At 44.2% G+C, this 18,739-nt stretch carries 13 protein-coding genes; 3 read left to right on the top strand and 10 right to left on the bottom strand.

Annotated elements, in window-relative coordinates; all coding sequences use genetic code 11:
* Window positions 1-35 precede the first annotated feature (35 nt).
* Entirely contained in the window at window positions 36-2,498 is a 2,463-nt protein-coding gene (locus tag P0M28_RS13885) for a TonB-dependent receptor (protein ID WP_302210504.1), read from the top strand.
* A gap of 31 nt (window positions 2,499-2,529) precedes the next feature.
* Here the strand turns inward: P0M28_RS13885 and P0M28_RS13890 are convergent, their stop codons facing one another.
* The 6 genes from P0M28_RS13890 to tpiA form a co-directional block, all read right to left on the bottom strand.
* Entirely contained in the window at window positions 2,530-3,894 is a 1,365-nt protein-coding gene (locus P0M28_RS13890) for a dipeptidase (RefSeq protein ID WP_302210505.1), read from the bottom strand.
* Between the two features lie 75 nt (window positions 3,895-3,969).
* A complete protein-coding gene (locus tag P0M28_RS13895; protein WP_302210506.1) occupies window positions 3,970-4,947 on the bottom strand; it encodes a phosphotransferase in 978 nt (325 codons plus the stop codon).
* A 69-nt stretch (window positions 4,948-5,016) separates the two neighbouring features.
* Window positions 5,017-5,658: a glycerol-3-phosphate 1-O-acyltransferase PlsY gene (gene plsY / locus P0M28_RS13900; protein ID WP_302210507.1), complete on the bottom strand. Its 642-nt coding sequence runs from the start codon at window positions 5,656-5,658 to the stop codon at window positions 5,017-5,019.
* A gap of 120 nt (window positions 5,659-5,778) precedes the next feature.
* The gene (locus P0M28_RS13905; protein ID WP_302210508.1) at window positions 5,779-10,599 is read right to left on the bottom strand and encodes a hypothetical protein; all 4,821 of its coding nucleotides are present in this window, start codon (window positions 10,597-10,599) and stop codon (window positions 5,779-5,781) included.
* Window positions 10,600-10,884: 285 nt separating this feature from the next.
* Window positions 10,885-11,709: a 50S ribosomal protein L11 methyltransferase gene (gene prmA, locus P0M28_RS13910; protein ID WP_302210509.1), complete on the bottom strand. Its 825-nt coding sequence runs from the start codon at window positions 11,707-11,709 to the stop codon at window positions 10,885-10,887.
* 136 nt (window positions 11,710-11,845) lie between these two features.
* Complete coding sequence (gene tpiA, locus P0M28_RS13915) at window positions 11,846-12,604, bottom strand: triose-phosphate isomerase (RefSeq protein ID WP_302210510.1); 759 nt, start codon at window positions 12,602-12,604, stop codon at window positions 11,846-11,848.
* A gap of 234 nt (window positions 12,605-12,838) precedes the next feature.
* On the opposite strand from tpiA, the gene trmD reads away from it, so the two are divergent.
* Entirely contained in the window at window positions 12,839-13,516 is a 678-nt protein-coding gene (trmD, locus tag P0M28_RS13920; RefSeq protein ID WP_302210511.1) for a tRNA (guanosine(37)-N1)-methyltransferase TrmD, read from the top strand.
* On the opposite strand, the gene P0M28_RS13925 is transcribed toward trmD, so the two are convergent.
* Entirely contained in the window at window positions 13,509-14,141 is a 633-nt protein-coding gene (locus P0M28_RS13925; protein WP_302210512.1) for a hypothetical protein, read from the bottom strand. The two genes, trmD and P0M28_RS13925, sit on opposite strands and share 8 nt — an antisense overlap.
* A 329-nt stretch (window positions 14,142-14,470) precedes the next feature.
* Here P0M28_RS13925 and P0M28_RS13930 point away from each other — a divergent pair, with 329 nt between their 5' ends.
* Window positions 14,471-15,913: an MltF family protein gene (locus P0M28_RS13930; protein WP_302210513.1), complete on the top strand. Its 1,443-nt coding sequence runs from the start codon at window positions 14,471-14,473 to the stop codon at window positions 15,911-15,913.
* Between the two features lie 68 nt (window positions 15,914-15,981).
* Here the strand turns inward: P0M28_RS13930 and crtD are convergent, their stop codons facing one another.
* From crtD to P0M28_RS13945, 3 genes are all read right to left on the bottom strand, one after another.
* Entirely contained in the window at window positions 15,982-17,445 is a 1,464-nt protein-coding gene (gene crtD, locus P0M28_RS13935) for a 1-hydroxycarotenoid 3,4-desaturase CrtD (RefSeq protein WP_302210514.1), read from the bottom strand.
* A 4-nt stretch (window positions 17,446-17,449) separates the two neighbouring features.
* Complete coding sequence (locus tag P0M28_RS13940) at window positions 17,450-17,827, bottom strand: transmembrane 220 family protein (protein ID WP_302210515.1); 378 nt, start codon at window positions 17,825-17,827, stop codon at window positions 17,450-17,452.
* 129 nt (window positions 17,828-17,956) lie between these two features.
* The gene (locus P0M28_RS13945) at window positions 17,957-18,715 is read right to left on the bottom strand and encodes a 3-keto-disaccharide hydrolase (RefSeq protein ID WP_302210516.1); all 759 of its coding nucleotides are present in this window, start codon (window positions 18,713-18,715) and stop codon (window positions 17,957-17,959) included.
* Window positions 18,716-18,739: the final 24 nt, after the last annotated feature.

The following is an 18,739-nucleotide window of genomic DNA, read 5'->3' on the forward strand; positions in this document are numbered from 1 at the left end:
CCGAGGATACATATAATCACAAAACACCCTAAAAGATGTCTACGAAAACAATCATACTTACTTGGCTACTTGGTTGGTTCATACAGCCTGCGCTGGCTCAACTATCCGGAAAAGTGACTAATGCCAGTGGCACGGCCTTACCTTTTGTAAATGTACTGCTACTCAACGCGGCTGATTCAGCTCTGGCGAAAGGAGCTATCACTGACGAATCTGGTACTTACATTTTAGAAAGCGTTACCTCTGGAACGTACCTTCTCCAGTTTCGGGCGGTAGGATGGCAGACCTACGAATCTTCCTCTTTTGACGTAGCAAACGGAGAGCAACAAGACATTGGAACTCAGGTATTGAGTGAAGATACCCAGCAATTGAGCGAAGTCGTTATTCAAGCGGAGAAGCCTCTATTTCAGCAGGGGATAGACCGAACAGTTGTTAACGTTGAGAGTAGCGTGATGACTAGGGGAAGTTCGGCTTTACAAGTACTAGAACGATCACCCGGAGTGTCGCTAGATCACCAAAACGGGGGCATTATGCTGAACGGACAAAGCGGAGTAGCCGTGATGATAAACGGAAAATTAATGCGCCTACCCGTCGCCCAGGTAGTAGCGATGCTGAACGGTATGAGTGCGGACAATATTGAGACAATAGAGTTACTAACTAGCCCTCCTGCCAAATACGATGCGGAAGGAAATGCCGGAATCATTAATATCATACTCAAAGAAAACGAGGAAGTCGGCACTACGGGTACGCTCTCCGTTACCGGAGGACTGGGAGTTGGCGAAAAAGCGGCAACCAGTGTCAATCTCTCTCATAACAGTAGTAAAGTCAATGTCTACGGATCATACGCCTTTCTACACGACCATAGCTACAGCGACTTGTGGGTAAAAGGGAACCAAGATATGCCGGATCTGGGAGGTGAATTAGATGTATATTTTCTAAACACTACCCATTTAGTATCTGACAACCACAATGCTACGCTGGGCTTAGAAGCTTATTTGGGAAATACCACTATCGGGATCAATAGCACTTACAACCATAGCCAGGTATTTTCCGAACGAGCCAACCGGGGCGAGTATACTCCCATACAAGCCCCTTTTCTACTGATGGAGGCGAATATTGATGCAACCAATCGCTGGAAGAATAGCAATACTTCGCTATTTCTGGAGAAGGAACTAAAGGAAGGCGAAAAGCTGAGCTTCAACGCTGATTATTTGTATTATAAAAACGAAAACCCATCCGAAATTTCCACCCGCTTTTCTGACCAAGCGTCTAATGAGGTTAACCCCAAAGGCAACATTTTTTCCAACCGCCAGCGTGGTATCGCTAATACTCCAATTCACGTAGGGGTGATTAGTCTGGATTATACGAAGCAATGGAATGAAAAAGTACGCCTGGAAACTGGTGTCAAGGGGGCATACACTCGTAGTACCAGTTTGTCAAGAATAGATAGTTGGGAAGACAATGAGTGGGTAAACACCTCTCGAACCTCAAACGACATTGCCATGAACGAGCGCACTGGCGCGGTTTACGCATCTTCGTCTTGGCAGATAAGTCCATCAGCCGAGTTGAAGATAGGCACCCGCTACGAATATTCTCACACCCGTACTGACGCTGAAAAAGAAGAAAACAAGATTGATCGAAGACTTGGAAAACTGTTCCCTAGTTTGTTCTTCTCCAAAAAAGTGGGAGATCATACTACCTGGCAACTATCTTACACCAAAAGAATTAGCCGCCCGACCTATAACGATCTGGCCTCCTATCTTACTTACAGTGGCCCAATGTCGGTTTTTACCGGAAATCCACTGTTGCAACCCACGATTACCAACAATGTAAAAGTAGGTTATATCTATCGCGGATACTCATTTTCGGTGCTAGCCGGTCGGGATGATTATCCTATCGCTCGCTTTCAATTGACCGAAAACCCGGAGCGGGATTTGCTATACGTAGCTCCTCAGAATTTGAAGTATCAGAACAATCTCACCTTCCAAGCCGATATTCCCATTTCAATCACTGATTGGTGGACTATAAACCAGGGATGGGTAGGCGGTTGGCGTCAATTTGAATTGGATTATACTTTGGTACCCGCTGCTAAAACCTACTTTGCCTATTCGCTGTACGGGAACCAGACCATTAAACTTCCTCGTCAGTTTTTTGTGGAAATTTCCGGATGGTATAACTCACCTTCTTACAAAGGGTCGGTAAAGATTGGCGGATTTGGTATGTTAAACATGGGCGTAAAGAAAGAATTAAGCAATAACCGAGGAAGCTTTCAAATAGCGGTCACTGACGTGTTACAATCTATGCAGATCAGAGCTAGGTACGGGGGCTTAACCGAAGAAGCCTTCGCAGTGAATACGCACACCAACTTCCGTACTGAATCCTCCCGATCACGTATCATCAAACTTACCTACTCCCGATCTTTTGGCAGCAGTGAAGCAACCAATAAACGATCGCGAGTTCGTAGGTCAAGAGAGGAAGAAAATAGAGTGAGAAAAGAGTAGGAGCACAATCAATTATGTTCCTATCCCTTTTTCAAGCTTTAGCAAAATGCTGATAGAATAGCGAGATAGTTTCTATGCCTTTCAAGAAGTTGAAGACCCCGTAACTTTCGTTGGGAGAATGAATGGCGTCTTCGTCCAATCCAAAACCCATCAGCAATGAGTCAATACCTAATTCTTTTTGAAATAATGATACAATCGGAATACTACCGCCTTCGCGGGTTAGGAATGGTTCTTTCCCCCAGGCATCCTGAAAGGCTTGTTTCGCTGCTTCAATCGCGGGAGAATCGGTAGGTACTACTGCGGGTTCGCCCCCGTGGTGGGGAGAGACTTTCACCTGAACGGTTTCGGGGGCGATAGATTCAAAGTGCTTGGTGAATAACTCGTCGATCTCATCGGGATGCTGGTTGGGTACCAGACGCATGGAGATTTTAGCGTAGGCTTTGGATGGCAATACCGTTTTGGCACCTTCGCTAATGTAGCCGCCCCAAATACCATTTACATCCAGCGTAGGCCGGATGCCAATTCGTTCCAACGTAGTGTATCCATCTTCGCCAGTGAGTTTCTGAACACCCAACTCCTGCTTATATTTTTCGTCATCCTGCGGTGCCCGGTTAATTTCGGCTCGTTCTTCTTGACTTAATTCAACCACTTTATCGTAAAAACCTGGAATAGTAATACGCCCTTGCTCATCGTGCAATGAAGCAATCATTTGGCAAAGCACATTAATCGGATTGGCTACTGTACCACCAAACATGCCGGAGTGCAGATCAACTCTGGGCCCGGCTACTTCTACTTCCATGTAGCTTAGTCCGCGTAAACCAACCGTGATGGATGGGTTCTCGTTATCAATAATTCCGGTGTCCGAGATCAGTACTACGTCGGCTTGTAGCTTTTCACGGTTATCTTTTACAAATCCGGCAAGATGGTTAGACCCTACTTCTTCTTCACCTTCAATCATAAACTTTACGTTGCAGGGCAGCGCATCGTTGGCCAGCATAGTTTCCAGGGCTTTCACGTGCATGTACATTTGCCCTTTATCATCGCAGGCACCCCGGGCGTAAATTTTCCCATCCCGGATTTCCGGCTCAAACGGGGGCGATTTCCAGAGTTCGTAGGGATCAGCGGGCTGCACATCGTAGTGACCGTAGACTAAGACGGTTGGCTTACTTGGATCAACCATCTTTTCGGCATATACAATCGGGTAGCCATCAGTTTCAACAACCTCGGCTTTGTCTACTTTAGCTTCTAACAGTCGCTCTTTTACAAAATCGGCGGTTCGCCGTACATCATCGGCAAATTTAGAATCGGTGCTGACCGACGGAATCCGCAATAGATCAAATAATTCGTCTAAAAAACGATCTTGATTTTCCTCAACGTAGGTTTGAAAGGTAGACATATTCTTTAGTGTTATGGTGCTAATCGTTATTGTGCTATTGACTGCGTTGTTTATGATCTTCAATCGCTGTCTGAATTACTTTTCTATTGAAGAAAGCTGATGAATAATATTCTCAAGCGTTTTTTCTATCTCACATTTTGGCCACAGAGGGTTTTTGATTCCATCAGCATTATTTGCTCTCGCGCCCAAGTGAAATATTCTCATCAATACTTCAAAATACGGTATTAACCTTTTTTCTTCTACCTTCAAAGGTCGTATTTGTTCGTATCCTTCCAAAAATTTGGCTTTATTTTGCTTGTTACTTCGCTCATACTTGAAGAAGCTGCCTAAATCATAGTGCAGATAGCCGTAGCCGCAAAAATCAAAGTCAAATATCGTCATTTTCTTGGATGACTTCTCTAAAAATACATTCTCGTAATGCGGATCACCGTGGCATATTCCTTTAGGCAGCCTGCCTAGGTTGCTCATATCTATTTTCTCCGCTAGTTTTTGCTCAAGACCAGCTACTTTTTGCAGTATATCACTCGAGTTACCCAATCTCGATTTCAAAAATTTATAGGTGGATGCAAAGATTTCTGGATGAGTATACCGTTTGGACAATCTTTTGTCCTCCCTTTTTTCAGTCACATTATGCAATCGCCCCAAATGTTCTCCGAATAATCTAGCCGTTTTACTATTAAGCGACGATATACTTTCTCCGACGGCATAACTAAAAAGAACAGCATATCGAGTTCCTTCAGGACAATTCAGTTCAATGACAAAATTGCCATTAATATTAGCAATTGGGTAGGAAACAGGTATGTGTGCATCTTTCAGTAGTAGGAGAAAGTCAATTTCTCCGTGAATATCATCGAGTGACTTCCAATTATGTCGGTATACTCTTAGTATATATTTAGATACTTCTGTAGTGACAAGGTAAGTATCATTAAAACCTTGATGCAGATATTCTACCTTAAGCTTCTCAGGTAAATCGTAGATTTCAGTCAGGATTGAACTCAAGGAAAGAGAGGAGGCTACCGAATACTCGACGGCTAACTCAGGAACTTCTTTCATAGATGTATAAGTATTCATTAACACTTTAACACCATTTCGTGGCGACCCTAACACAATAACACCAAAATGCTAATCCTTCTTCACAAAAAGATACGTGCGGTTTTCGTCTCCGCTAAGCAATCGCCGGATATTTTTCTGGTGAGTAACCACTAGTAGTACAAACATGGCGAAGCCGAAAGCAATTAGCAGGGGTTCTCCGGTTCGGAAGGGGCGCAGTAATAGAAGTAGGGGGAATGACAATGCCGCCAGCAGCGAGCCTAGCGAGACGTATTTGGTAGAGATAAGAATGATGAGAAATACCAGCGCACACAGTAGAGCAACTACTGGCTGAATGATAAGTACCATACCCGACAAGGTAGCTACCCCCTTGCCTCCGTCAAACTTCGTAAATACCGGAAAGATGTGACCTACGACGGCTATAATTCCTAAGAGCAGCTGAAATTCAATCAATCGATCAGCCGGGATAATATCTTGTTGCAGTAGCACTCTAGCCAATGAAGTAGCCGCCGCTCCTTTCAGCATATCGAGCAGTAGGACAATAATACCGGCTCGTTTACCTAGCACCCGGAAAGTGTTGGTGGCTCCGGCATTTCCGCTGCCGTGCTCCCGCACATCAACTTCGTACATTCGCTGGCCGTACCAAACTGCCGAGGGAATAGAACCTAATAAATACGCTAAAAGTATCGCACAACCTATATAAACAATTATCATCTTTTAATCTTCTCTTTCGTCTAAGCAACGCTATAAGCGTGCCCAAAGTTTTGTTGATTACTAACGGCGATAATATAAGAAACTTCAACGACATGGGTATTCTGAAAAAATCTCGAGTGATCAGAAACCATCCCGATCGGCTTCTTTGTCCTCTTCTTCCGCTTCCTCATCAGCGATCATATCAGGTACAATATCAAAATTGTAGGGTTCATCAATGCCGAGGTAAGTTTGGCGAAAGCGATTTATGAAAGTAAGTGTTTCGGAAATATCGCTTAGGTAGAAGGCAAACTCATCTGAGTCGGCTTTACCCATTTTAGATCGCGCACCGATTTCATCGCAGAACTCTTCGTTGTACGCCCAAATGCCCATGCGATTGTTCTGATGAGAGAAATAGTACCAAGAATCGGCGGAAGCCTGCACAAATAAGTTGATAATTGTTCCTTCATCCGTGGGTTTGATCTCTAAAAATCCGGTAGCCTGACCGTTGATGTCGGTTTCCTGCACATTGGATATACCTAACGGGGAAGTGCTGTACCAAGCTTTGTGCTCATCAGACCAAACCAACTGCACATCGGCCAGTACAATGGTTTTCTCTAACTGCGGCCCCATAGAAAACATAGGGGTGTACTCTGAGATAGATAGCTCATCAAACTCTCGGGCGGCTCGGTCGCCAATAAACTCAGCCAGTTTGTACAGCAAGCGAGTGCGGTCACTAATGGCGGCTCGGGCACCTGATTTGTTAAGTGCAGCGTTCAAATCCTCTCCCATCATGGCTACCGTCTGCGCGGGCAGGTCAATATCAATAGTCATAAAGGCATCCAGCTTATATTCATTCGTCTGCAAATCACCTTTGCCCGACCCCGCCGTTTGAATAGTTAACCCAGCTTCGGGGTAAGGAAGCAGATTGAGCTTTCCTTCGAAGGCTACAGACTGGTCATTTTCATCGAAGGTAAATACATCTCCCGATAGGGCATTAGGCTCATCTTTCTTTGGACTACGGATAGTATACTTCTGCTCCTCCTCATTAAACGACAGCATCCCTTGCGGTCGGAAAATATCGGGATCTTCGGGTGAGCGGAGATCCGTCACAAAAGTCATGTATAAACTATTGCTGCGGTCGAGGTGCAACCCGGCAGTGAGAGGCTCTCCGGTATCAGTGGTGCTAGAGGCAATATCAAATTTTAATTCTTTGTCACCGGCTTCACTTAAGTAACTAATCCAAGTATTATAGTTAGGAATGGTTTTGAAATCTAGCTTGACTTCTCCATCTAGCTCTAGTGCTTCTTTAGCGGCATGCATTCGGATATTTCCGCGGTAGAGCATTCCGGGAGAGATAATCAGATTCTGAGCCTCTTGCACCGTACCATCTGCTACGGTGTGCTTTATCCACTTTTTCCCCCTTCGGTCGGCTTGCACTGAGTCGGTAAAAAATTCGGTGAGCTGAATGGCGAAGGTATCGCTGGCTGACACTAACTCGTACGTTGCCTTCCCCCGAAATTCGTTTCGGGAAATGATATCGATGGTTCCGTTAAAGAGGTTATGATATTCGTTGAGCGTATCAATTACCAGAGTGGCGTTGGTAAAGGTATCAAACTTAGCGTTTTCCCGAATCTGTACTTGGTTGTTTTCCGGGGTAATTTTTGCATCGGCGACCGTAATGTACGGAATACCCGAAATATCTAACTGCTGCAACGGAATTCGGTAAATGGCTTCCTCCGCATTAAATACTAAAGAGTCAAGTTCGGCCCGGGTAGCGTAAAAGTATGAATTTTCAATCGCTACATTTTCCGGCTTACTCATTCGTACAGTTTCTTCTTCCAAATCCCAGACCGCCTGAATGATAGATGTTCTAAACTGCGCGTAGGGAAACCCGATGGCAGCCACACCTTCCACTTCCGGACTAATATTGGCTTGGTTAGCTACCAAGTCAAAATTCAGGTAAACATCTTCTCCGGCCAGAGCAGGCTTTTTAGGATTATCAGACTTAATTTCAAAATTGGCGTTACGAGCGGAGAATTGACTTTGTTCAAACGCCATGTTTTCGGATATGGCTTCTGAGCCGCGGGTGAATAATGTTCCAGCTCCCAGAAGACCGTCACCGGTTAAGATTACCTGACCATTCATAGACGCCGTTTGATCGTATAAATCGAATGGATTGGCTCTATTAGTGATGTACATACTATCTTGACGGGGTAGCCAAGTCATTTCATAGTCTTCTACGTAGGCTTGTGGGAAACTGGCAGTTCCTACACTACCCGCCTGCATGTCCAATACCGTACCAGTGGTAATTACTGAGTCCATGTAAAAGATAAAGTCCTCTGATTCCAGGGTCGTGCTGAGGTAATCTATCGTTCCTGTTCCCCTCAGTCCATTTGCATTTAGCGTTAGCTTATCATTATACGTAGCCGTGCCTCCGTACAGCGCGTACCCTCCTGTAGGTGTCTGATGCTCAAAGCCCATAGAGTTATCTGACAATACACTAAGGTTTTCCTCAACCGGAGGAAGCATATCACTGTAAAGCGTACCAGGAAATGAGATGGCAGAAGGGTCAGCACTGTTTAAACTATCAATATCAAAGGGAGGAATAACGTAGTATACTGACTTGTCGTACGCCCCGTCAAGTACTCCATTGTTGTCAAAGTAGACAATTGCTCCGTTTTCTGCGTCAAACTTAGGAAAACTGGGATCCTTGCTTCGAGCCGAACGATCCTGGGGATCATTAATGTACAATGTTCCCGATGTGTTTTGCATACCAGCGGCTATACCACTTTGCAGAGTATTATCTACTTTCTTACGGTTGCCTTTTTCATCGAGCAGGTAAAAGGCGATAGAGTCAATTTGGGGCAAATCTATCCGAAAGCTATCGTACTTAAACGTAAAGTTTTGTCCCGTGAACTCAAAGTTTCCGGAAAGTAGCGTGCCATCAAACTGAAAATCCCGCTGCCCGAGCATGGTTACCTCGTTGTTATTCGGAATAATTTGTACGTTAAGCTCATTACTGATAGTAAACTTTTCAATTCCTTGCACCGCCAGTGCCATACTATCTAGGTTGAGTACAGCATTGGGTCCGTCGCTAGCAAAAGATGGAATAACCAAATCATCAAAGTCTTTTTGTTTAGCCTTGGATAGTACGTAATGGTAGGCTTTGCGTTTTAGCGTTACTTCACCTGATTCCTCGTCGTACTCAATAAATCCTTGGCCCATTAGATCCTTCATGGCTGATCGGATAATTTTCGGATTTTTCCGAACAGACTGAGCCATGTCATCGGCGTAAAATGTGCCACTTCGGTTTTTACGGGCATAGCTTACCGCCAAAATTAGCGGATGAAAATCGTACATTCGCCCCAATTGGTCAAACTGTTCTTCGCTAAAGTATTCTTGCGATTCAAACAGCACCGGAACCTTATCGCGAGCCGAAAGCGTGGAGATAGCTAAACTATCGGTTTGCAGATTCCACTGAATCATATCGGCTCGGATGTCCATTTTGAGGAAGGTAGAAATGAAAGGTGTACGTTTGAAATTGCCCTTGGTGGTTTGTAGGACTAAGTACGAAGAATCTAAAATGTACTTAAACTTCACCGCCGGATGATAGATAGAATCATTGTTTTGGTAGATCACTACTCCGGCTTGACTACTGGTCATGAGCGAATCAGTAATACCAAAGCGAAGCGAGGTAGCTTTAAACTTTCTAGCTCCTTTCTCGCGCACTTCTACCATCGTTTCACCCTCGTAAAAAGAAGCACTGCTAATTCGGTTACCCATCAGTGAGAACCCACCGATGAGAGAAACCTGGTTGGGGTTAATTTCTTGCTTATCGTAAATATTAACGGTTACATCGCTGCGGTAGCTTTTAAAGCGAGGGTAGCGGGCATCGCGTGGTCCCAAATGGCGTTCGCTCGCAAATTCAAACAATCCTTCTACCGGTTCCTTAATTTTACCGAGGTAGGTCATGGTTGCTTTTTCGGCATTCAGCTTAGGCACTCTGATGTCGAAGTTGTATTTACCCAGCGTACAGTAAACCGAGTCTTCGCTTAAACCAGCTATTGCCCAATCGAACTTTCCGCCCTCACCCACAAATAACTGATCTTTTAGCATCAATGCTCCGTTAGCCTGACGAAGATGAGCGGTATCAAAAGTAGTAGCGAAAGTAAAATCTACGTTCTGAAAACGCATAACCGCCCCCACCAGCTCCGGCTGGATAGGCTCCTGAATCAGATAATCTATAATATCGCCTTCTTCCTCTTCTTCGGTTTCGGGTAGTGTTTCATCGGCAGCAGTGCCCCAGTCTTCATCAGCCCATGCATCATCGTCTCCCCAAGCATCATCGCCCCACGCATCTTCTTCAGCAACCTCTTCCTCATCGGTTACCCAAGGGTCTTCTTCACTTAAGAATTCATCTTCGCCTTCGCTTAACTCTTCTTCCGGTATCAGTTCATCTTGTGAAGTGGGAATAAATTCAAAAGAATAACCATCGGCTTCGGCGTACAGCTTATTGTAGTTTACCCGATATATTGCGCCATCGGCAAAGAATGATTTTAACGTATTTAGCCCGTAGCCTACCTGCCGTCGCTCGTAGTACAGTGTCATTTTATGGAGCATTCCCAGCATGGCATCCAAATTAGCCGCGCTTATATTGGCTGAGTCTACGGCGTACAATACGGTAGCGTGCAGATCGGCTAAGTAAGGTTTGAGCTTGTAATTTTTAGCCAACATTTGGGTAGTTATAGCCGTCAGCGTATCTTTTTGGGTAGAAGATAACGTGCCGCCATCCCAGAAAACCGCAAATTGCTCACCCAATTTGATGGTGCTACTGTCGCTGGCGCGAGAAAACCATTCCCGCACCTGATCGCCGTAGGTCAGGCTATCGCTAAACTCGTAGCGTTGCGCCCACCCCAATTGTGTGTATAGCAATAATGTGAAGAAAATGTACTTCGCCTTCATACCACTTGTTTATTCACGTACCTGTCTAGACCATAACGTTTTACCAACGAAAAAATTTAGCTAGAAGTGGAATTATATCCGCATGATAATATTACGGAAGTAGGGTATGTACTATTTTGAAAGCTTTAGCTAGGTTTGATTAGTAAGAGAGAAGATGTTTGCAGGCTGAAGAAAGGTTATGAGATGAGTCGGCAATGGCGTTAGGTACGTAGTGTTATGGTGTTATGGTTTCAGATATATTGAGCTTTGAATATCCTAGTACTAAAACACCATAACACACTAATACTATCCCAGCAACAAAGCCACCCAACCATTGTGGTATTTTACGCCTACGCGCTGTAACCCAACTTCCTGGGCTCGTTGTTCAATGAGAGTTTGGTCAGCTTCTAAAAATCCGCTTAACAGTAATTCACCTTCAGAAGTAAGTTGCTGAGCGTATAGATCCATTTCATCCAGTAGTACATTGCGGTTAATGTTGGCTAGAATTAGGTCTACAGTTTGTTCTGCGCCTACATCCTGTATCGTTCCTAAGGATAGCTTAATTTCTGAGCACTGGTTTAGCTCCAGATTCTCCTGACTATTAGCTACCGCCCACTCATTATTATCAAATGCTGTTATTTGTGTTGCTCCGCGCTTGTTCGCCATAATCGCCAGTACTCCGGTACCACAACCAGCGTCAATTACTGATTTATTACGCTGGTCAAGTTCCAGTTGCCACTGTAGCATCAAGTAGGTAGTGGCGTGGTGTCCGGTACCGAAGGCCATTTTGGGGTCAATAATAATTTCGTAGGGATATTCTTTATCAGCCTGATGAAAGGTGGCTCGCACCAAACACTGATCGTCCACCAGAATAGGTTCAAAGTGCTTTTCCCACTCTACGTTCCAGTTTTTCTCTTCTACGGTTTGCACCTGATAATCTGTCTTAGATAAATCATATTGTCGCAGTATTTCTTCTAACCGCGATGGATCAAAGTGCGCTCGTTCAACATAGGCTTCCAATCCATCTTCGGTTTCCAGAAATGAATCGTACTGCGCTTCACCCAATTCGGCCATTAGAATCTCCCGAAGCGACTCGCTACACTTAATTTCTACGGCGATGTATTGTTTCACAAAGTGGGTGTTAGGGTACTACGATATTTATATACTTCTATCCAAAATTTCGTGTTCTGAGTTTGGGGTGCAATTACATTTATACTCAAACTCAGAACTTTAACACTATAACACTTAGGCACTATACCACTTATATTCAGTATGATTTAGCTATGTCTACGAAGTCGCGTGATTTTAGGGAGGCTCCGCCAATCAACCCGCCGTCTACATCCAGGCAAGCGAGAAGTTCTTCGGCATTACCGGGTTTCATGCTTCCGCCGTAAAGAATAGAAGTATTATTGGCTACCTCTTCTCCGTATTGCTCGGTAATCTGCTTACGAATGGCCGCGTGCATTTCTTGAGCTTGGTCAGCACTCGCCGTTTTCCCGGTGCCAATGGCCCAGATAGGTTCGTAGGCAATTATAACATTACCAAAGTCCTCAGCACTCAAATGAAACAGGCTTTCTTCAATCTGCTGTTGCACGTAGGCTCGCTGACCGTCTTTTTCCCGTACATCCAACGGTTCGCCACAACAAAATATAGGAAGCAACCCATTTTCCAGAGCCATATCAACCTTCTCCGCCAACAGTGAATCTGTTTCGCCAAAATATTCTCGCCGTTCACTATGGCCTAGAATCACGTAGTCTACGCCAATAGACTTAAGCATAGTGGCAGAGGTTTCACCCGTGTAGGCTCCCGAAGCATGATTGCTACAATTTTGAGCCCCTAGCGCAATCGTAGAATCGGCTAGCATGGACTGTAAGCTACCTAGATGAACAAATGGAGCGCAAAGCACCAACTGCACATCATCGCGTAGTTCGTCTTTGGCCATATTAACAACTTCAGAAGCTAGGATTTTTCCTTCTTCCAAAGTTTTGTTCATTTTCCAGTTTCCGGCAATAATCTTTTTTCTCATAGTCTGAATGGTGTTAGTGTGTTAAAGCGTTATGGTGCGTGGTGTTGTAATGCCATAATAATTCGTCTGCTGTTCAGAACTACTTAACTTCTGTATTCACATGGCTGGCTGTTCCAACCATAATACCATAACACTACGCACCTTGACACTATTTATTTGGTAAAAGTATAAGATCAAGGGCAGGTTATGAACAATTCGTACGCATTTTTACCTTTACCTTCCAAAGACTAAGTTATGCAAATCGATATTATCACCTGTGTTCCCGCACTGTTAGACAGTCCTTTCTCCCATTCTATCCTTCAGCGGGCGCAAGATAAAGGCATCGTGAAGGTGCAGGTTCATAATTTGCGCGAATACGCGGTGAATAAACACGGGCAGGTTGATGATTACGCCTTTGGCGGTGGGGCGGGCATGGTACTAATGCTGGAACCCATTGTCCGCTGTATTGAGTCTTTACAATCGCGGCGAGAGTACAGCGAAATAATTTATATGAGCCCTGATGGCGAATTGCTCGACCAAAAAATGGCGAACCGCCTGTCGCTGCTAAAAAACATCATCATTTTGTGTGGTCATTACAAAGGGGTGGATGAGCGCGTTCGCGAGCACTTAATTACACGCGAAATTAGCATTGGCAACTATGTGCTTTCTGGAGGCGAATTGGCCGCAGCGGTGTTGGCCGATTCTATTATCCGACTTATTCCTGGAGTGTTATCCAATGAAACTTCCGCACTGTCTGATTCCTTTCAGGATGATTTGGTTGCCCCTCCGGTGTATACCCGCCCGGCGGAATTCAATGGCTGGAAAGTACCCGAGGTATTGCTTTCAGGCAATCAGAAGTTGATTGATGAATGGCGGGAGGAACAATCGGTGGCTCGTACTGAAGAACGGCGTCCGGGCTTACTGACTAGCTAAATGAGTAGTTGGTCAAGAAGTTGGCTAATCTTTCGTAGCGCTGCATTTGTACTTCAGGCAAGCCTCGCTTCTGTAGCTTGGTTCGGTACTGTTCCACTAACTCCTTCCACGAAGACTGCTGAGCCAATTTAGCCAATACTATTCCTCGCAAGGCTCGGTGGAATTCATTCGTAACATACGATAGCTTTTGTTCAGGATTTTGGTTGTATAATTTGTCCAATGCCTTCACGTTTCCGTATTCTTTTAGAAAAGGGAATCCCTGCTCGTTCATAAAAAGCATGATTTTACGTTGTATTTCAGGAATATCCCCTTCAGTAGTTAAAGAGTAGAAGTACTGTGGTTCACTTGATATTTTTCTAGCCGGAACAATTAGCGTAGTGCTGTAGGGGCCATACTCTTTTAGCCCATCAGTAAATTGATAGGCTAATTCTTCTACCATATCTATCCTGATTCCTAGAAATACTTCAATTTCAGTAGGCTGTTGACCCGCAACAGATAGTATCATGCTATGATATCCATTTTCACTGATCCGCCGAAACTGTCTTCGGGCAGGAAATGCCTCATAATCTAGGGAAATCAGGGTTAGTGCTAACTCAGAATAGAGCTTATTAAACAGCTTTTTCAACTAGGAATTAATTAAAATAATACAATTATTTATTTTTTTATTGAAAATTTTTCTATAATTTAGATTTTATAACGTATGTAATGTTTGTACAATAACTGTAAAATATTTCTGATCGTTAATGATATTAAACCTTATTTACAAAATTTTCGTTAAGCATTATTGCGAATTTTTACAATAAAATCGTAGATAGTTTAAAGAAAAATTAGAATATTGATTTTATACGCTAAAGATTACGTAGGTATTATTTTTGATTACCAATCAAATGATATTGCCTCAATCATAAAATAGTGAAAACTCTTTTTAACATAGCATCTTCAAGACTTGCTCTATTGCTTTTTTCTTCAATACTGGTAGTTGCTTGCCAGGAAGAAGGCAAAATGATTCAGCAAGCTGAAGTTGAAAAAGAAGACTCCGATCCGGTTGAGTTAGACTTAGGCCTGATACAGGAGCGCGATACTCTCATTGCGATTGTTAATAATAGCTCTACCGGTTACTTTATTTACCGAGGGCAACCAATGGGGTACGAATACGAGTTATTGAATCGGTTAGCTGAATCATTAGACCTAGCTCTTGACATTAAACTAACCAACAGTGTAGATGAAGCTATTCAGCTACTGAATTCGGGCGAAGGCGATATTATTGCCTACAATATGGCAGTGACGGCCCAGCATAAAGAACGAGTTGCTTTCACCGAGCATCATAATGAAGTAAAACAAGTACTCATTCAGCGTAAACCGCCCAACTGGCGACAGCGCAAGCGTCATCAGATTGAAGAATACCTAATTCGTAACCCTTTGGCATTGGATGGCAAAGAAGTATGGGTTCCGGCAAATTCTTCCTACGCTACTCGGTTAGAAAATTTATCCGAAGAAATTGGGGGCGAAATTCAGATTGTAGAGAAAGAGCTCGATTCCGAGACACTTATTAGAATGGTGGCCGATGGAGAGATTGATTTTACCGTAGCCAAGGAGGACTTAGCACTCGTGAATGCCACGTATCACTCCATTATTGATGTGAACACTCCAATTAGTTTTCCGCAGAAAATTGCCTGGGCAACCCGAATTAATGCCCCCGACCTTCTGGAAGCGGTTAACGCCTGGATACGCAGTATGAAGCAGGAAGCTGATTACTACGTAATTTACAATAAGTACTATAAAAGCCCTAAAGCTACGCTGCGCCGGGTACGTAGCGACTACTCATCGCTCACCGGTAATGCTATTTCTCCCTATGACGGCATAATTAAGCAAGCAGCCGATAGTTTGGGATGGGATTGGCGCTTGCTAGCTGCTCAGGCTTATCAAGAATCTAAGTTCGATGCTAGAGCCGAATCTTGGGCTGGGGCGGTGGGTTTGATGCAACTGATGCCTGCTACCGGAGAAATGTACGGAGTAGATGATATGCTCAACCCCAATCAGAGCTTAAATGCAGCAGTAGCTTATTTGAACTGGCTAGACAAAATTTGGGAGAAGTATATTGCTGACGACCGAGAGCGAATCAAGTTTGTACTAGCTTCTTATAATGCGGGGCAGGGTCACGTACTAGACGCCCGACGTTTGGCTCGTAAACATGGTGAAGATCCTGAAAGTTGGAGTAGTGTTTCTAAGTACCTACTGCTAAAATCTAAACCAGAGTATTATAACGATCCGGTAGCCAAATCGGGTTACGTACGCGGAGCCGAACCAGTAAACTACGTTCGGGAGATTCTGACTCGCTACGAACGCTACCGACAATTAGTAGGTGAAGATTCGGCAATGGCTGCCATCAAAGCCTAGATAATGAATAATGACCAGTGATTGATGATTAATTACTCCATTAATCATTCGTCATCAATCATTATTCATTACATTACCTGGTCTATGGCAATTTTTGCGGAAAGCAAACTAAGCGGAATTCCCCCGCCAGGGTGTACACTTCCGCCACAAAAATATAACCCCTTAATTTTACGGCTAAAGTTGGCGTGGCGCAGAAATGCCGCATAGCGATTATTAGAACTATTGCCGTACAAAGCTCCCTGTGAAGAAGACGTTCGGCTTTCTATGGTACGAGGATCAAGAATATCTTCGGCCACAATCTTAGAACCTAAATCAACACCTAATCGGCGACTAACTTTATCTACAATTGTATCTCGCGCTTGGTCGATTAACGTATCCCAATTTTGCCCATCGTTATTAGGCACATTAATCATGGTAAACCAGTTCTCACAACCAGGCGGAGCGTCGTCAGGTTTGTATTTGGCGGTAATGTTAACGTAAACCGTAGGGTCGTGATAGACCGTTTTCTTCTGAAAGATGTGTTCAAACTCCTGCTGATAGTCTTGGCTAAAGAAAATATTGTGTAGGTCCAGCTCCGGAAACGTGTGATTGATTCCCCAGTAAAAGATTAGGGCCGAACTAGATTTAGGCTGATTTAACAGGCGAGTTGGTGGTTTTACATTCGGTAAAAGTTTACGGTAGGTGTTCACCACATCCATGTTGCTCACTACCACGTCGTACTCTTGCACTTCGCCTTCTACTTTAATTCCCTGTATCTTTGAATTTCTAATTTTAATTTCTTCTGCCTGAGACTGAAAATGAAATTGTACCCCTAATCGTTTTGCCAAACGATACAGGCTCTGAGTGATAGAATACATACCTCGGGAGGGAAAGTACGCTCCAATGTTGAATTCCAGATGCGGAATGATATTCATAGTGGCAGGCGCCTCGTAGGGATTAGAACCGTTATAGGTAGCGTAGCGATTGAATAGTTGCACTACTCGATCATCCTGAAACTGTTGCTGGTTAGCTTGATGCATACTCCGAAAAAAATCTAGTCGGTGCAGTTTCCCGTAGGCTCGCCACGCCTTTTTGTTCACGAATGTTTGCCACCGGTGCAACGACCGCTTCATAAATAAATCTGATAAAGTATCGTAGAGGTGGGAGCTACGTTGTAAGGCCTCTTGGATGGCTTCGGGGCGCTCATTTGTTTTTCGGCCTATTTCTTCCAAGAATTTTTTTCGGTCGGCAAAAGCCTGTAGAAACGTGCCGTCTTCATAAAAGTAGTGGCAAGCAACCGGTAACGGCTGGTACTCAAAGTGATCTTGGGTTTGCTCACCCGAAAGCGTAAATAACTCTTCTACTAGCTCAGGCAACGTAAACAGAGAGGGACCCGCGTCGAAACGATAGTCGCCTAACTTAATTTCACTCAACTTACCTCCGGGATAAGCATTCGCCTCGTAAACATCTACGTGGTAGCCTTTATTAGCTAAACGAATGGATGAAGCAATTCCGGCAATTCCGGCTCCCACTATTCCCGCTCGCTTTATCATACTATTACCTAACTATTTTACGAGACCATTGTTGCTGAGCCAACACAAACAGTAGTGCCACCAACCCCAAGAATAAGCCAAACGCTTCCCGGGTATTTTCAATATAGGGTTTGTCATCTGTCATCTTCACTCCCACCAGATTATCATCGCTAGCAATCCAGTCGAGAATGCCAGGGGTGAGATAGAAAAAGTAGAGGGTAAAAATGGATATACCTGGAATAAGAAATGCCAAATTGTACCGACCAAAGACGGCCATTCCGACCATAATTGCTACAAAACCGTACAGAAATACCCAAGTAATAGCATCAGGATCATTTATCTGAAAGTAAGCAAACAATGCAAAGAGTAGTGTCAGAAATATATTAATGACTTTGTATATCATTATTTCAGTATTAGTGTATTTATGTGTTATAGTATAATGCATGCACGTATCTACCTATTACTATGTAGTAGCTACTTTAACACCGCGCAGTGGCGGCCAAAACACTGAGCACTCTAACACTGTATTTAGTTACAACTCGCGAATCCAAATATTACGGAAACTAACCGGATTGCTGTGATCTTGCAGAATAATAGGGCCATCGCCGTGGGCTTCCCACTTGGGTGTACCAATGTATTCGGTGGTGCCTTGCAACTTAGCGTGATTTTGTACGACTACTCCATTGTGCAGCACAGTTACATAGCCGGGCTCAATCAATGACCCGTTCTTCTCGTCAAATTCCGGCTCGGTATAGATAATGTCGTACACTTCCCACTCTGTAGGGGCACGGGTGGCGTTTACCAATGGCGGATGCTGCTTGTAAATACTACCAGCCTGCCCATTAGCGTAAGTGCGATTATCGTAAGAATCCAGCACCTGTACCTCGTACAATCCCTGTAAAAAAATTCCACTGTTTCCGCGCCCCTGGCTCTCGCTTACAATCTCTTGGGGCGACTGCCACTCAACATGTAGCTGAAAGCTTCCGAAGTTCTCCTTAGTTTTGATAGCTCCGGTGCCCGGTTTCACTGTAAAATAGTTTCCGGTTACATCCCAGGCTGCTTCCCCTCCACCAACGCTCTCCCATTCAGCGAGCGAGTTCGCATCAAATAGTACTACCGCATCCGAGGGAGGCGATGCAGTACTCTCACCCGGGTCAACTTTCTCGACTTCGGGATCCCAAAATTCAGTATCTTCCGGTTTATATTCATCCGCCTTTCTAAACTGCTGGGCAGTAAGCGATGAGGAGATAAAGATCAGTGCTAAGCTGACTAAGATGTGTTTTTTGCTCATTAAGCGTGTAGTTAAAATTCTTTA

It is taken from the genome of Tunicatimonas pelagia (genome assembly GCF_030506325.1).
GTDB classification, from domain to species: Bacteria; Bacteroidota; Bacteroidia; order Cytophagales; family Cyclobacteriaceae; genus Tunicatimonas; species Tunicatimonas pelagia.

Excerpts from the sequence above, each read along its gene's own strand:
- P0M28_RS13885 (WP_302210504.1), top strand. The coding sequence starts at position 36 with ATGTCTACGAAAACAATCATACTTACTTGGCTACTTGGTTGGTTCATA.
- P0M28_RS13890 (WP_302210505.1), bottom strand. The coding sequence starts at position 3,894 with ATGTCTACCTTTCAAACCTACGTTGAGGAAAATCAAGATCGTTTTTTA.
- P0M28_RS13895 (WP_302210506.1), bottom strand. The coding sequence starts at position 4,947 with ATGAAAGAAGTTCCTGAGTTAGCCGTCGAGTATTCGGTAGCCTCCTCT.
- plsY (WP_302210507.1), bottom strand. The coding sequence starts at position 5,658 with ATGATAATTGTTTATATAGGTTGTGCGATACTTTTAGCGTATTTATTA.
- P0M28_RS13905 (WP_302210508.1), bottom strand. The coding sequence starts at position 10,599 with ATGAAGGCGAAGTACATTTTCTTCACATTATTGCTATACACACAATTG.
- tpiA (WP_302210510.1), bottom strand. The coding sequence starts at position 12,604 with ATGAGAAAAAAGATTATTGCCGGAAACTGGAAAATGAACAAAACTTTG.
- trmD (WP_302210511.1), top strand. The coding sequence starts at position 12,839 with ATGCAAATCGATATTATCACCTGTGTTCCCGCACTGTTAGACAGTCCT.
- crtD (WP_302210514.1), bottom strand. The coding sequence starts at position 17,445 with ATGATAAAGCGAGCGGGAATAGTGGGAGCCGGAATTGCCGGAATTGCT.
- P0M28_RS13940 (WP_302210515.1), bottom strand. The coding sequence starts at position 17,827 with ATGATATACAAAGTCATTAATATATTTCTGACACTACTCTTTGCATTG.
- P0M28_RS13945 (WP_302210516.1), bottom strand. The coding sequence starts at position 18,715 with ATGAGCAAAAAACACATCTTAGTCAGCTTAGCACTGATCTTTATCTCC.